This window comes from Priestia sp. ABM2_011 (assembly GCF_056158845.1).
Window position 1 is genome coordinate 2,085,863 of record NZ_JBSWUB010000001.1, and the last position, 13,467, is coordinate 2,099,329.

Genomic DNA, 13,467 nt, shown 5'->3' on the forward strand with positions numbered 1-13,467 from the left:
ATAAGAGAAAAGAGGATGAAACATGTCAACAACTGATAAGAATGTACAAAGTGAAAAACAAGAAAATCAGCAGCAGGAAGAAAAAACGCAAAACTCTTTGAATCTTGCCATTTTAGGAGGCGTAGTAGGAGCGGGAATTGGACTTCTTTCAAGTCCGCAAACGAGTAAAAAAGTACTCAGTCGCTTAGGACAATCAGAAATTGTACGTGCGACAGGACAAGAGTTAAGAAGAAACGCACAGGATATTTTAACGCAGCAAGCGATGGGAGCGTTAAGACAGACGGCTACAGGCTATCTTGAAAAAGACAATTTAAGCAAGCTGCTGGCACCTAAAAAGAAAAAAGAAGAAACATCAAATGAACAGGGAGATTCGCAGGAAGAAGTCAGCGCAAGCGCAGAAATGGAAACGTCTCAGTACGAAGAGTTAAAAGAAGAAAATAAAAATATGAACGATCAGCTGCAGCGCATTGAAGAGATGCTAAACAAACTCATGGACGCGAAGAAGTAAGATATCCGTCCTGAAGGGGAATTTCATGGATAAAAAAGATGTGGAGAAAGCAGCCTTAAAAGCAGGAAAAAAAATAGTGGAGCACACGCCTGAACCTGTTAAGGAAAAGGTAGAAGAAAAGGTTAAAGAAAAAGCGAAAGAAAAGTTTGTCGAAAAAACCGAAGGGAAACTGCAGGAAAAAGCGGATGAAGCGTCAGAAAAACTGCAGGAAACGAAAGAAAAAAATGCCCAAAAGGTACACGGCAAAGGAGAAGACGCAAAAGAAAAGCTTCAAGACGTCTTATTATCAGTAAAAGATAAGCTTAGCGATGTGAAAGAAGCTGGAGAAGACTTTCAAGAAAAAGTTTCTTCTTCAGACGATAAAGATAAGTCAAAAAACAAGCGGAAAATAAAAGGCGTAAATCAGATTAAAAAAGCAACGGATATTAAAAGCTCTACTAAGATTAAAAGTTCCAATGATATTAAATCATCTACAGATTTAAAAACAATGGGATCATAAGCGAAAGGAGAAATGGGATATGTCTATTCAAAAAAGTACTAATAGTTCAAGTTTAGCAGAAGTAATTGACCGTATTTTAGATAAAGGAATTGTTATTGATGCGTTTGCAAGAGTGTCTGTTGTAGGGATTGAAATTTTAACAATTGAAGCGCGAGTGGTTATTGCCAGTGTTGATACATGGTTACGCTATGCAGAAGCAGTAGGGCTTCTTCGTGACGACGTAGAAGAAAACGGCCTTCCTGAACGTTCAAATTCAAGTGAAGGACAGCCGCGTTTTAGTATTTAATATGAAGTGGTATGGAACCTTCCTTTTTGAGGGTGGTTCCAGCTTTTAGATCTAACTATTGGAGGCTACTAAAGATGGAAATTAAAAAAATTATGCAAGCCGTGAACGACTTTTTTGCTGAAAACGTAGCTCCTCCTCATAAAATTACCTCGGTGGAAGCTACTGAAGATGAAGGCTGGAGAGTTATTGTTGAAGTCATTGAAGAACGAGAATATATGAAAAAATACGCCAAAGATGAAATGCTTGGAACATACGAGTGCTTTTTAAATAAAGAAAAAGAAGTCATTTCATTCAAACGACTCGACGTCAGATATAGAAGCGCCATTGGCATTGAAGCATAAACGATAAGATGGCAGGAGGAACGTAAAAATGACCGTCTTAACAGACAAAAGGAAAAAAGGCAGTGGCGCTTTTATACAAGATGACGAGACAAAAGAGGTTCTTTCAAGAGCGCTGAGCTATTTAAAATCCGGCTATTCCATTCATTTTACAGGCCCTGCCGGCGGAGGCAAAACCTCTTTAGCACGAGCGCTTGCTAAAAAGAGAAAGCGTCCTGTAATGCTGATGCACGGGAATCACGAGCTCAACAACAAAGATTTAATTGGCGATTTTACGGGCTATACGAGCAAAAAAGTAATCGACCAGTATGTTCGTTCTGTTTATAAAAAAGATGAACAAGTAAGTGAAAACTGGCAGGATGGACGGTTGCTTGAAGCCGTAAAAAACGGCTATACGCTGATTTACGACGAATTTACTCGGTCTAAGCCTACGACGAATAATATCTTTCTATCAATATTAGAAGAAGGCGTGCTGCCGCTGTATGGAGTGAAAATGACCGATCCTTTTGTACGCGTGCACCCCGATTTCCGCGTCATCTTCACAAGCAACCCAGCTGAGTATGCTGGCGTGTATGATACGCAAGATGCGCTTCTTGACAGGTTAATTACTATGTTTATTGATTATAAAGACATCGACAGAGAGACAGCGATTTTAACGGAGAAAACGGACGTAGAAGAAGACGAAGCGCGCACAATTGTAACGCTCGTAGCAAACGTGCGAAACCGCTCTGGAGACGAAAACAGCAGCGGACTTAGCCTGCGGGCTTCGCTTATGATCGCTACCCTTGCTACGCAGCAAGACATTGATATCGACGGAGATGATGAAGATTTTCAAACGTTATGTATGGATATTCTGCATCATCCGCTTACCAAATGTTTAGACGAGAAAAATGCAAAAAGCAAAGCCGAAAAAATCATTTTAGAAGAGTGTAAGAATATAGACACTGAAGAAAAGTAAAGGAGCTTGAAAACATGAGTGAAACAAACGAAACGGGCATTTATATTTTTAGCGCCATTCAAACGGATAAAGACGAAGATTTTGGATCGGTAGAAGTAGAAGGAACAAAAGCTGAAACGTTTTTGATTCGCTACAAAGACGCGGCGATGGTAGCAGCTGAAGTGCCGATGAAAATTTATCATCCTAATCGCCAAAATCTATTAATGCATCAACACGCAGTAGCAGCGATTATGGACAAAAATGATACGGTTATTCCAATCAGCTTTGGGAATGTATTCAAATCAAAAGAAGACGTAAAAGTTCTTTTAGAAAACCTTTATCCGCAGTTTGAAAAGCTGTTTCCAGCCATCAAAGGAAAAATTGAAGTTGGTTTAAAAGTAATTGGAAAAAAAGAATGGCTCGAGAAAAAAGTAAACGAAAATCCTGAACTTGAAAAAGTATCAGCCTCCGTAAAAGGAAAATCAGAAGCAGCCGGTTATTATGAGCGTATTCAGCTTGGAGGAATGGCTCAAAAGATGTTTACTTCCCTGCAAAAAGAAGTCAAGACAGATGTGTTTTCTCCGCTTGAAGAGGCAGCGGAAGCAGCAAAAGCAAATGAGCCAACGGGCGAAACAATGCTTTTAAACGCTTCTTTCTTAATTAACCGAGAAGATGAAGCGAAGTTTGATGAAAAAGTGAATGAAGCGCATGAAAACTGGAAAGACAAAGCCGATTTTCATTACAGCGGTCCTTGGCCTGCTTATAATTTTGTGAACATTCGCCTAAAAGTAGAAGAGAAATAACGTGCTTCACAAATTAGTAACCGCACCTATTAACCTTGTAGTGAAAATCGGCGAAAAAGTACAGGAAGAAGCTGATAAACAGCTATATGACCTTCCGACGATTCAGCAAAAACTCATTCAGCTTCAAATGATGTTTGAGCTTGGTGAAATTCCGGAAGAAGCGTTTCAAGAAAAAGAAGATGAATTGTTAATGAGGTACGAAATCGCGAAACGCAGAGAAATTGAACAATGGGAAGAGCTGACAAAAAAAAGAAATGAGGAATCCTAGATGGGAGAATTACTGTATTTATACGGTTTAATTCCAACAAAAGAAGCAGCAGCCAGAGAGCCGTTTCCATCTTATAAAGGGTTTGACGGAGAACATTCACTGTACCCAATAACGATTGATCAGGTGACGGCTGTCGTTTCTAAGCTGGATGCTGACGCCTATTCAGAAGAAGTGATTAAAGAAAAAATGGAGCAGGATATGAGCTGGCTGCAGGAAAAAGCATTTCATCATCACGAAACGGTAGCCGCTTTGTACGAAGAATTTACGATCATTCCATTAAAATTTTGCACCATTTATAAAAGTAAAGAAAGTCTGCAAGCAGCTATTGAGCTTAACAAAGAAAAGCTAGAGAATTCACTGACGCTGCTTCAAGGAAATGAAGAGTGGAACGTGAAGATTTACTGTGATGATAAAGAGCTTAAAAAAGGAATCAGCGAAACGAATGAAAGCGTGAAAGCGAAAAAAGAAGAAATTAGTCACTTATCACCAGGAAGACAGTTTTTTGAAAAGAAAAAAATAGATCAGCTGATTGAAAGAGAATTAGAACTTCACAAAAACAAAGTGTGTGAAGAGATACATGACAAGCTCAAAGAACTGTCGCTTTATGACTCTGTTAAAAAGAATTGGAGCAAGGACGTAACGGGCGCGGCTGAACAAATGGCGTGGAACAGCGTGTTTCTTCTTCCGTCTCTGCAGATCACTAAGTTTGTAAACGAAATAGAAGAGCTTCAGCAAAAGCTTGAAAATAAAGGCTGGAAATTTGAAGTGACGGGACCATGGCCGCCCTATCATTTCTCGAGCTTTGCGTAAAGTGAGGAATTAACATTATGTCTCTTAAACAATCTATGGAGAATAAAGATATTGCTCTTATTGATATTTTAGATGTCATTTTAGATAAAGGAGTCGCCATTAAAGGAGACTTAATCATTTCCATAGCCGGCGTCGATTTAGTGTATTTGGATTTGCGGGTGCTTATTTCTTCGGTTGAAACGCTGGTGCAAGCAAAAGAAGGAAATCGCAAACCCATCACTTCTGAACAATTTGATAAACAAAAGGAGGAATTACTGGATGCAACCGGTCAGCCAAGCAAATGGACGAATCCACTTGGATCCTGATAAAGCTGAACAAGGCTTAGCGCAGCTTGTGATGACAGTTATTGAGCTATTGAGGCAAATCGTTGAACGTCATGCCATGAGGCGGGTGGAGGGTGGAACGTTGACGGACGAACAAATTGAAAACTTAGGAATTGCACTAATGAACTTAGAAGAAAAAATGGACGAGTTGAAAGAGGTGTTCGGTCTGGACGCAGAAGATTTAAATATTGATCTTGGACCGCTAGGCAGCCTGCTTTAAGCGGTCAGTGGGAGGAACAGTATGGCAGTCGAACATAATATGCAGTCAAGTACGATTGTAGATGTGCTCGAAAAGATTTTGGATAAAGGAGTCGTCATAGCGGGGGACATCACCGTAGGAATTGCAGATGTCGAGCTATTAACGATAAAGATCCGCTTGATTGTGGCTTCGGTTGATAAAGCAAAAGAAATCGGCATGGACTGGTGGGAAAATGATCCCTATCTCAGTTCAAAAGGAGCCAATAGTAAAGCGCTCGAAGAAGAAAATAAAATGCTGCATGAGCGGTTAAAAACGCTTGAAGAAAAAATAGAAACAGAACGTTAAAAACTGTACGCTACTTAAAAAATGGAGGGATTTACAATGGCAACTGAAACAAAATTAGATAACACACAGGCAGAAAACAAGGAAAACAAAAATACGGAAAACGGTTCAAAAGAAAAGAACGATTCAAAAGCAAGCAAAACAACAAGCAGCGGGCCAATCAAACGAGCGGTAGCAGGAGGTATCATCGGTGCAACGATTGGATATGTATCGACTCCTGAAAATCGAAAAAGCCTTCTTGACCGCATCGATACAGACGAATTAAAAAGCAAAGCATCTGATTTAGGAACAAAGGTAAAAGAAAAATCAAAAAGCAGCGTGGCCAGCCTGAAAACATCTGCGGGAAGCTTGTTTAAAAAAGATAAAGATAAATCAAAAGATGATGAAGAAAACGTAAATTCTTCTAGTAGCGAAACAGAAGACGATAACGTTCAAGAGTACGATGAGTTAAAAGAAGAAAATCAAACGCTTCAAGACCGTTTATCACAGCTTGAAGAAAAAATGAACATGCTTGTTGAGCTTAGCCTCAATAAAAATCAAAATGAAGAAGCGGAAGATACAGATTCTGACGAAGAAGAGAACGATGAGAACGAAGAAAACGAGCAGGACGATGAAAACGAAGAAGAAACATCTAAGCCTCGTAAAAAGAACAAAAAAGAAGAGGAGCAAGAAGAGGAAGAAGAAAGTGAAAGTGACGAAGACAGCGAGGAAGAAGAGGAAGATTCTCGTTCAAACAAAAAAAATAAAAAAGTAAAAACAGAAGAAGAAGACGAAGAAGAGGAAAGTGAAGAAGAAAAAAAGGAAGCGAAACCAAAAAAGTCAACAGCTAAAAAATCAAAAAATACAAAAGCAAAGAAAAACACGGATGAAGAAGATGATGACGCAACATCTCTTTCTAGTGAAGACGATACAACAGCCTAAGACGTAAAGGAGGAAAGAAATACATGAGTACAGGCCCTTCTTTTTCAACTAAAGACAATACGCTTGAATACTTTGTGAAAGCTTCTAATAAACACGGCTTTTCACTTGATATTTCATTAAATGTAAACGGCGCTGTGATTTCCGGTACCATGATTTCAGCAAAAGAATACTTTGATTACTTAAGCGAAACGTTTGAAGAAGGCAGTGAAGTGGCTCAGGCGCTAAGCGAACAATTCTCTTTAGCAAGCGAAGCGAGCGAATCAAACGGAGAAGCAGAAGCCCATTTTATTCATTTGAAAAATACAAAGATCTACTGTGGAGACAGTAAGTCTACTCCTTCAAAAGGAAAGATCTTTTGGAGAGGAAAAATAGCAGAAGTAGACGGATTCTTCTTAGGGAAGATTTCTGATGCAAAATCAACGAGTAAAAAGAGTTCATAAAAAACGGCGGGGTGAGTGCCCCGCCGTTTTTTAGTGATGTGATGAGATATGCAGCTTCTTTTTTCGATACATGAGCGGAGTCATCTTCATTTCTTTTCGAAACTGATTAATAAAATAGCTTGTACTATTAAATCCTACTTGATAGGCGACGTCCGTCACATTTGCTTCTGCTTGCTGCAGCATAACTAAGCTTTGCTGAATTCGATAGTTTAATACATAGGTCAAAGGCGATTTTTTTAACATTTTCTTGAAATATCGACAGCATTCAGAACGGCTTAATTGTCCCGCTTTGGCAATATCATCGAGCGTAATCTTTTCAGCAAAGTGCAAATGAATCCAATTCAGCATTTGCTTCATCCGCTGATTTTTGATCATTTCTTTTTCGTTGTATTTTAGCTGCAACCCGTTAAGAATTACATTTTTCCAAAGTATGCTGAGTTCAGAGGCAATCTCTATTTCATAGTGGAGCGGCTGCTTATGGATCCATGTGTATATCTTATGTATAGAATCTAACACGTTATTCCCCCAGGCTTGCTTTGGACTGATGAATAAATGTGATAGATTCGTTGCATGAATGTAGGGATAAACGTAATTTGTGAAAAGTTCTTGCGGCACAAGAAAATGAGGAGAAACATTTAAGCAAATGTACACGCAGCCAGATTTGTTTATGTCTTCAGCCATATGAAGACATTCGCTGTTAATAAACAGTCCGTAGCCTTGTTTTACAGTCACTGTTTTTTCATTTATTTGAAAAGACGCATGACCTTTTATAACCAATACAAATTGAAGCTCATCATGCCAGTGAAGAGGGATGTAGCCGTTTATGTGATCACTGATTGTTGTTTGATAACATGCCACTGGCAGCTCAACGGTGCGATGGGTCGTTAGCTCTTTTAAGTTTTCATCAATTTTAAAATGCGCTGCTGGCATACATGGCCACCTCAATATATTTATATTTTTTAATGCAATATGCGTATTTTCTGCCCCGTTTTTCATTTATTATAACACTATTCTTATAATAAAAGTGAGGGATGAAAGATGAACGATCTCAGCAGAAAAAAAGGTTTCTTTTTTGTAACAACGGGAGCTATATGTTGGGGGATGGGAGGAACGGTTGCTCAAAAGCTTTTTCAAGAATTTGAAATCAGTGTAGACTGGCTTGTTTCAGTACGGCTGCTCACTGCGGGTTTTTTGCTGCTAATGATTTCATGTATAAAAAGGAATCATTCTCACGTACTTGGAGTATGGAAGAACCGAAAGTCAGCTTTTCAGCTCGTCGTTTTTGCCATAGCTGGTATGCTCGCCGTTCAGTATACGTATATGGCTTCTATTAAGCATGGAAATGCAGCAGTAGCTACGCTGCTGCAGTATTTATCACCAGTGATGATTATCATTTATTTGCTTTTGCGCAAGCAGTCTATATTTACGCGACAAGACGTCATCACTGTTCTGCTGGCACTGGGGGGCTGCTTTTTTTATTAACAAACGGCTCTATTTCTCAGCTGTCTGTTCCTGTATCTGCCGTTGTTTGGGGAGTGCTGTCAGGCGTAGCGGCTGCTTTTTATACGCTGTATGCAGTTCCGCTGATCAAAAAGTACAGTTCGCTTGTCATCGTTGGCTGGTCAATGGTAATTGGGGGAAGCGTAATGAGCTTTATTCATCCTCCTTGGGAAGCGTCAAGCTTATCACCAATAACCTGGGGATATATTTTATTTGTCATTATTTTTGGCACGATGCTTGCTTTTTGGTTTTATGTAGAAAGTCTGCAAAGTCTTTTACCTAAAGAAACGAGTTTGCTTGGAAGTTTAGAGCCTTTAGCCGCTGTTATCACAACCGTTGTTTGGCTGAAAGAGCCTTTTGGTTTTTATCAATGGATGGGCACAGCTTGTATTATTGGATTAGTTCTATTACTCACACGAACGAAACAAGTATCTTCTGAGACGACACTTTCAGCATAAATGGGGGCTTGCTAAAAGAAGAAGCAAACCAATGTCACTTTGCCGCCGAATCTGTAGAAACTCGTTTGACTTTTAAAATCTTTACATATTGAATAAACACTCTTTCTTTTGTAGAGACATTTAATTTAGCAAGTCTTGATGCGTCATCTCGGTTTTTAGCAGCTTCTACTACAAAAGTTCCTTTGATTTTGGCTTCATCTTTTAGAACGGAATAATGTATTTCAAATTGTTTTGTTTTCGTTTTCTCCATGGTGATAAACTCCTTTGCCTGATAAATTAATGTATTGCTATGAAATAAGCTTTGATAAAAAGGAAGAAAAGAACGTAACATATACTACTAAATCAAATGCAAAGCGGCAGTGACTTTTATCACACCACAACCTAGTATTTCATCTTTTTACCAAAAAAGATAGGGTGTTTTACCGCCGCTGCTTGCAAAATCTTTTATTCTTTCTGCTTGACCTAGAGTTAACTCTATGGTTTATCTTGTAGTAGTATCATTTCAAGGAGGGGCTTTACATGAAGTATCATACAATTGCTAATACTGACTTACACGTATCAAATTTAATTATGGGAAACATGCGTTTAACAGAGCTTTCTTTACAAGAAGCAGAGAAGCTAATCCGCACAGCGATGGAAGAAGAAATTAACTTTTTTGATCATGCTGATATTTACGGTCCTGATTATGTAGGGCAATGCGAAGAATATTTTGCAAACGCTATACAAATGAACCCAAGTCTTCGTGAAAAAATGGTGATTCAAAGCAAATGCGGCATTAACGCAGCGAAAAATTACTATGACTTTTCAAAGAAGCATATCATAGACTCTGTTAACGGCAGCTTAGAGCGTTTAAAAACAGATTACTTAGATCTTTTATTACTGCATCGTCCAGATCCACTAATGGACCCTGAAGAAGTAGCAGAAGCATTTAACGAACTGCAAAGCAGCGGAAAGGTACGTCACTTTGGTGTATCGAATCACAACCCAGCGCAAATTCAGCTGCTTGAAAAATATATTAACCAAAAGCTTGTCGTAAACCAAGTGCAGTTCAGCATCGCACATACGCCAATCATTGATTCTGGTATTTCGTTAAACATGGGAATTGATCAAGCTGTTAACCGCGACAGCAGCGTGCTTGAATATTGCCGTTTGAACGATATCACGCTTCAAGCATGGTCGCCGTTCCAAAACGGATTTTTTGAAGGTCCTTTCCTAGGTGATAAAGAGAAATTTGGAAAGCTAAACGAAGTAATTGATCGCATCGCAAGTAAATATAGCGTGACGAATACAGCGATTGCCGTTGCGTGGATTACAACGCATCCTGCAAATATTCAAGTAGTACTTGGTACGACAAATATTCAACGTATGAAAGATGCAAGCAAAGGTTCAGAAATCAAGTTAACACGCCAAGAATGGTACGATATTTATAAAGCCGCTGGCAACATGGTGCCTTAACCGCTTTAGTCTCTAAAATAAAACAGGTAACTCCGTTCGAACATAGAACGGAGTTACCTGCGTTTTACGATAAGAACTACTGTTTAAGCTAGAAAAAGAGTTAGCAGCAGCTCAATTATTTTTGTGACGCCAAAACCTAATAAAAAGGCAATAAAACCGCCGATTACAATGGTAAGCATCATGTGAGCAGTATTCATCGTATCATCCTTTCTGAGTTGAATGTATGTTGCTGCTTGTACAAAAAGTCTGCAGCATAAAAAGCGCAATGAAGAAGACTCTAAAAGAATAAATCCTCGAGATAACTAGAGGTCAAGGCAAAATCATGATGTTTTTCTGAGAAGGTTAAGATGTAGGAGGAAGCAGTATGACGTATACCATTTCACAAGTTGCGAAGAAATTGAACGTGACAATTTATACCATTCGCTATTATGATAAAGAAGGGCTTTTTCCATTTTTAGATCGTACAGCGTCAGGAAATCGTATTTTTAAAGAACAAGATATTGAATGGATTGATTTAATTTGCTGTTTAAAAAGCACGGGTATGCAAATCAAGGATATTCGAACGCTTATTGAAAACTGTACGCTTGAAAATGCCGTGCTTGATAAAAGTCTGCAAATGCTGATGGACCATAAAAAAGCGGTGCAAAAAGAAATCGAAGAAATCCATCACAAGCTTGAGACGATTGATTATAAAATTAAGCACCTGCCGGAAATGTACGAGCGAATTGTTAACAAGCCTTCAAACTAAACAAAAAAGGAAGCGTAAAAATGATCGAAAAAGTAGTACCTCTCACTGCAGAGAATATACAGCAGTGCATTGACTTGTATCTAGATGTATTTACAAAAAAGCCTTGGAATGAACCATGGACGGAAGAATCAGCTAAAGAAAGGCTGACTAATCTACTGAACACGCCTAAATTTATAGGCTATTTATTTTATGACCAAGGAGAGTTGATTGGAATGATTGCAGGTCACGCGAAAAAATCATACAGCGGTATGACCTTTTACGTGGCCGAGCTTTGCGTCAGTGCAAGCGTGCAAGGAAAAGGATATGGTTCAGCTATCTTAAGCCGGTTTGAGAACGAACTTCAAAGACACGATATCAACAGCTTGTATCTCTTAACGGCGACTGGAGGAGCTTCACAGGCTTTTTATGAAAGAAACGGCTATACTGTAAATGATCAGCGGGTCGTCTTGAAAAAATCGTTTGTATAATTTTTTACATAAAGCGGGAAGAGAGCTGCAGAGTGGCTCTCTTTTTAATTACTCTTTTTACCTATTAATATGTAGAAGAAAGGGAAGTATGAACAAGAAAAATAAGGTAATGAGAAGGCGTAAACAAGGAACGGTAGATTAAAAAGCCCGTGTTTTTTTCTCAGTGGTGAGTCTCATTGTGAGCACACCTAAAAACAGTGCCCATTATGTGGACACTGCTTTTTCATAATAAAGTGGAAAGCTAGCTTTTGGTAAAAAAATTAGTGAAAATGAAGCTGTTCATCATTATTTCTAATGATTAGCAACCGCCAAATCCTCCCCAGCAAGCACAGCCGATGATGATTAATAAAATGAATAATACGATGATTAAAGCAAAGCCACTGCCAAATCCGCAGCCGCCACCGCCGTAACCGTAACCGCCATAACCACAGCCACCATAGAAGCCCATATAGTTCACCTCCAAGTTCTGAGTACATTTTTAACATATGCCTGAAATGCAAAAGTGCTCCAAAAATATCCAATGATTTCAATGAAAATAAAAAAAGATAAGAAAATAAGATGGACACGGTACTTTTTTTCACTTTCTACATAGGATGAATCATCCCAAGATCTCATATATGAGCCCCCATGTTATAACGAAGCAGGCTAATACCACTTCCTCCTTAGCCTGCGTACATAATGAAGTAGAAGCCGAAGAATTTTTTCTTCGGCTTCTTGTTTTTTACTATGAAGTAAACATGTTAGTACTTTCCGTATACCCTTCTAAGTCAGGATCCGCTTCTTTTGTATGTATTAGGTACTAAAGAGAAATCAAGCTCATTTTCATATAAACTTAGTCATTTGCTTTTTTTCGTAATTCTTTTCCCTTATTTTCAGCATAACTAAGATATTTGCCCAAGACAGCGAATAGGTAAATGCATATTCTTGGGTGAAAGCAAAAAACAAAAAAACGGAGGTTTCTCTTATGGATTCAGAAATGCATTTTTTACCCACTATGTATTCTCAAGATCATCAACTTCAACACGCAGATGAAAGGTTTATTGGCAGGCCCTTTGGCTTTGGCAGACCGTTTGGTTTTGGACGCCCGTTTGGCTTTGGCTTTGGCAGACCATTCGGCTATGGCTTTGGAGGTCCATTTTTAGGAGGATTAGCAGGTGGGCTAGTAGCAGGCTCACTGCTATCACCATATGGCTATGGCGGTTACGGATACGGCGGTTATGGCTTTGGCTGCGGCTGTTAAATATAAATAAAAGAAAAATCTCAGAAGAAGTATTTTTTATATCATTCTTTTCTATAAGGAAGTCTGTTTGGAAACGTAAGGCATTATATCCATCCACAGTGAATCAGAACGTACACCCCATCTCATATATAAAACCACCTGGTCATTTTTCCAGGTGGTTTTTGATTTTACATAGTGAAGAAATAAAAAATAGTGGCAGGAAGAGATAAAGAAAAGATGTTAGAATCGTGCTTTTGGTTCTTTACATTACAGTAAGAAACGCTTACTATGTGAGAAAATGGAAGATATTAACGAAGCATTCTTTTTACACAACTTTCTGTGAGAAGTAAAAGAGGGAGAGACATAACATGATTGAAAGCCACACTATTTATTTGCGCCCGTTGACTGCCAGCGATGCGCACGACAGCCTCCGATTGCAAAAGGACAATCGAGACTTTTTTAAGCAGTTTTCTATGAGTCGAGAGCATTCTTTTTATACATTAGAGAGCCAAGTAGAAAAAATTCAGCGTCACGAAGAGAATAGGAAAAACGATCAAGAATACTATTTTGGTCTTTTTCAAAAAGAGAATAATAAATTAATTGGCACCATTAGTCTTTTTCAAGTGATGCGGGGATCTTTACAAAGCGCAGTTATCGGCTATTTTTTAGATCACCATCATAATGGGAAAGGGTACGCAACAGAAGCCATAAAAGCACTTGTTGACTATGCGTTTGAAGAGCTGCATCTTCACCGCATTGAAGCCGGCGTCATGCCACGTAATGTGCCTTCTCAGCGCGTACTCGAAAAAGCTGGGTTTCATAGAGAAGGAATCGCTAGAAAAAATGTAAATATTAATGGCATATGGGAAGATCATCAAGTCTTAGCTATCCTTAACCCTAATGACAAAATAGAAGAAATAAACGAGTTCTTAAAATTTTGATATAC

General features: G+C 38.8%; 21 protein-coding genes and 1 pseudogene. 19 read left to right on the top strand and 3 right to left on the bottom strand.

Features of this window, described 5'->3' with window-relative positions; genetic code table 11:
- The first annotated feature begins 22 nt into the window (after positions 1-22).
- The 13 genes from gvpT (ACXAE4_RS11205) (at position 23) to gvpU (ending at position 6,674) form a co-directional block, all read left to right on the top strand.
- Positions 23-508 carry a GvpT/GvpP family gas vesicle accessory protein gene (gene gvpT / locus ACXAE4_RS11205; protein ID WP_048019585.1) on the top strand — a complete coding sequence of 162 codons (486 nt, stop codon included), beginning with the start codon at positions 23-25 and terminating at the stop codon, positions 506-508.
- Between the two features lie 25 nt (positions 509-533).
- The gene (gene gvpQ, locus ACXAE4_RS11210; protein ID WP_033580316.1) at positions 534-1,007 is read left to right on the top strand and encodes a gas vesicle protein GvpQ; all 474 of its coding nucleotides are present in this window, start codon (positions 534-536) and stop codon (positions 1,005-1,007) included.
- Positions 1,008-1,026: 19 nt separating this feature from the next.
- The gene (gvpA, locus tag ACXAE4_RS11215; RefSeq protein WP_013057997.1) at positions 1,027-1,293 is read left to right on the top strand and encodes a gas vesicle structural protein GvpA; all 267 of its coding nucleotides are present in this window, start codon (positions 1,027-1,029) and stop codon (positions 1,291-1,293) included.
- A 74-nt stretch (positions 1,294-1,367) separates the two neighbouring features.
- Positions 1,368-1,634: a gas vesicle protein GvpO gene (gene gvpO / locus ACXAE4_RS11220; RefSeq protein WP_028414534.1), complete on the top strand. Its 267-nt coding sequence runs from the start codon at positions 1,368-1,370 to the stop codon at positions 1,632-1,634.
- A gap of 28 nt (positions 1,635-1,662) precedes the next feature.
- Complete coding sequence (gene gvpN / locus ACXAE4_RS11225; protein ID WP_099000389.1) at positions 1,663-2,589, top strand: gas vesicle protein GvpN; 927 nt, start codon at positions 1,663-1,665, stop codon at positions 2,587-2,589.
- 14 nt (positions 2,590-2,603) lie between these two features.
- A complete protein-coding gene (locus tag ACXAE4_RS11230; protein WP_028414532.1) occupies positions 2,604-3,371 on the top strand; it encodes a GvpL/GvpF family gas vesicle protein in 768 nt (255 codons plus the stop codon).
- A gap of 1 nt (position 3,372) precedes the next feature.
- Positions 3,373-3,639, top strand: coding sequence for a gas vesicle protein GvpG (locus ACXAE4_RS11235; protein WP_013084016.1), 267 nt, complete (start codon positions 3,373-3,375; stop codon positions 3,637-3,639).
- Complete coding sequence (locus ACXAE4_RS11240) at positions 3,640-4,449, top strand: GvpL/GvpF family gas vesicle protein (protein ID WP_028414531.1); 810 nt, start codon at positions 3,640-3,642, stop codon at positions 4,447-4,449.
- 17 nt (positions 4,450-4,466) lie between these two features.
- On the top strand, positions 4,467-4,754 hold the full coding sequence (locus ACXAE4_RS11245) for a gas vesicle protein (protein WP_033580320.1): 288 nt from the start codon (positions 4,467-4,469) through the stop codon (positions 4,752-4,754).
- On the top strand, positions 4,708-4,992 hold the full coding sequence (locus tag ACXAE4_RS11250; RefSeq protein ID WP_028414529.1) for a gas vesicle protein K: 285 nt from the start codon (positions 4,708-4,710) through the stop codon (positions 4,990-4,992). Before ACXAE4_RS11245 ends, ACXAE4_RS11250 begins: the two co-directional genes overlap by 47 nt.
- Before the next feature lie 21 nt (positions 4,993-5,013).
- Positions 5,014-5,316 carry a gas vesicle protein gene (locus ACXAE4_RS11255; protein WP_028414528.1) on the top strand — a complete coding sequence of 101 codons (303 nt, stop codon included), beginning with the start codon at positions 5,014-5,016 and terminating at the stop codon, positions 5,314-5,316.
- A gap of 36 nt (positions 5,317-5,352) precedes the next feature.
- Positions 5,353-6,234 (top strand): YtxH domain-containing protein, encoded by an 882-nt coding sequence (gene gvpT / locus ACXAE4_RS11260; RefSeq protein ID WP_033580321.1) that lies wholly within the window; start codon positions 5,353-5,355, stop codon positions 6,232-6,234.
- A gap of 23 nt (positions 6,235-6,257) precedes the next feature.
- The gene (gene gvpU, locus ACXAE4_RS11265; protein ID WP_013057987.1) at positions 6,258-6,674 is read left to right on the top strand and encodes a gas vesicle accessory protein GvpU; all 417 of its coding nucleotides are present in this window, start codon (positions 6,258-6,260) and stop codon (positions 6,672-6,674) included.
- Between the two features lie 30 nt (positions 6,675-6,704).
- On the opposite strand, the gene ACXAE4_RS11270 is transcribed toward gvpU, so the two are convergent.
- Positions 6,705-7,604, bottom strand: coding sequence for an AraC family transcriptional regulator (locus ACXAE4_RS11270; RefSeq protein ID WP_028414526.1), 900 nt, complete (start codon positions 7,602-7,604; stop codon positions 6,705-6,707).
- A gap of 108 nt (positions 7,605-7,712) precedes the next feature.
- On the opposite strand from ACXAE4_RS11270, the pseudogene ACXAE4_RS11275 reads away from it, so the two are divergent.
- Positions 7,713-8,632, top strand: a pseudogene (locus ACXAE4_RS11275) (DMT family transporter).
- A gap of 34 nt (positions 8,633-8,666) precedes the next feature.
- On the opposite strand, the gene ACXAE4_RS11280 reads toward ACXAE4_RS11275, so the two are convergent.
- On the bottom strand, positions 8,667-8,882 hold the full coding sequence (locus ACXAE4_RS11280; RefSeq protein WP_028414524.1) for a hypothetical protein: 216 nt from the start codon (positions 8,880-8,882) through the stop codon (positions 8,667-8,669).
- Between the two features lie 269 nt (positions 8,883-9,151).
- Between ACXAE4_RS11280 and ACXAE4_RS11285 the strand changes: the two genes are divergently transcribed.
- The 3 genes from ACXAE4_RS11285 to ACXAE4_RS11295 all read left to right on the top strand — a co-directional run bounded on the left by ACXAE4_RS11285 (position 9,152) and on the right by ACXAE4_RS11295 (position 11,302).
- Entirely contained in the window at positions 9,152-10,087 is a 936-nt protein-coding gene (locus tag ACXAE4_RS11285) for an aldo/keto reductase (RefSeq protein WP_155009977.1), read from the top strand.
- Positions 10,088-10,451: 364 nt separating this feature from the next.
- Entirely contained in the window at positions 10,452-10,835 is a 384-nt protein-coding gene (locus ACXAE4_RS11290) for a MerR family transcriptional regulator (protein ID WP_025751010.1), read from the top strand.
- 20 nt (positions 10,836-10,855) lie between these two features.
- Positions 10,856-11,302, top strand: a complete 447-nt coding sequence (locus ACXAE4_RS11295) for a GNAT family N-acetyltransferase (RefSeq protein ID WP_155009978.1) — start codon at positions 10,856-10,858, stop codon at positions 11,300-11,302.
- A 298-nt stretch (positions 11,303-11,600) separates the two neighbouring features.
- Here the strand turns inward: ACXAE4_RS11295 and yjcZ are convergent, their stop codons facing one another.
- Positions 11,601-11,750 (bottom strand): sporulation protein YjcZ, encoded by a 150-nt coding sequence (yjcZ, locus tag ACXAE4_RS11300; RefSeq protein ID WP_014459214.1) that lies wholly within the window; start codon positions 11,748-11,750, stop codon positions 11,601-11,603.
- Positions 11,751-12,266: 516 nt separating this feature from the next.
- On the opposite strand from yjcZ, the gene ACXAE4_RS11305 reads away from it, so the two are divergent.
- The gene (locus ACXAE4_RS11305) at positions 12,267-12,542 is read left to right on the top strand and encodes a hypothetical protein (protein WP_475236037.1); all 276 of its coding nucleotides are present in this window, start codon (positions 12,267-12,269) and stop codon (positions 12,540-12,542) included.
- A gap of 347 nt (positions 12,543-12,889) precedes the next feature.
- The gene (locus ACXAE4_RS11310) at positions 12,890-13,462 is read left to right on the top strand and encodes a GNAT family N-acetyltransferase (protein ID WP_028414520.1); all 573 of its coding nucleotides are present in this window, start codon (positions 12,890-12,892) and stop codon (positions 13,460-13,462) included.
- Positions 13,463-13,467: the final 5 nt, after the last annotated feature.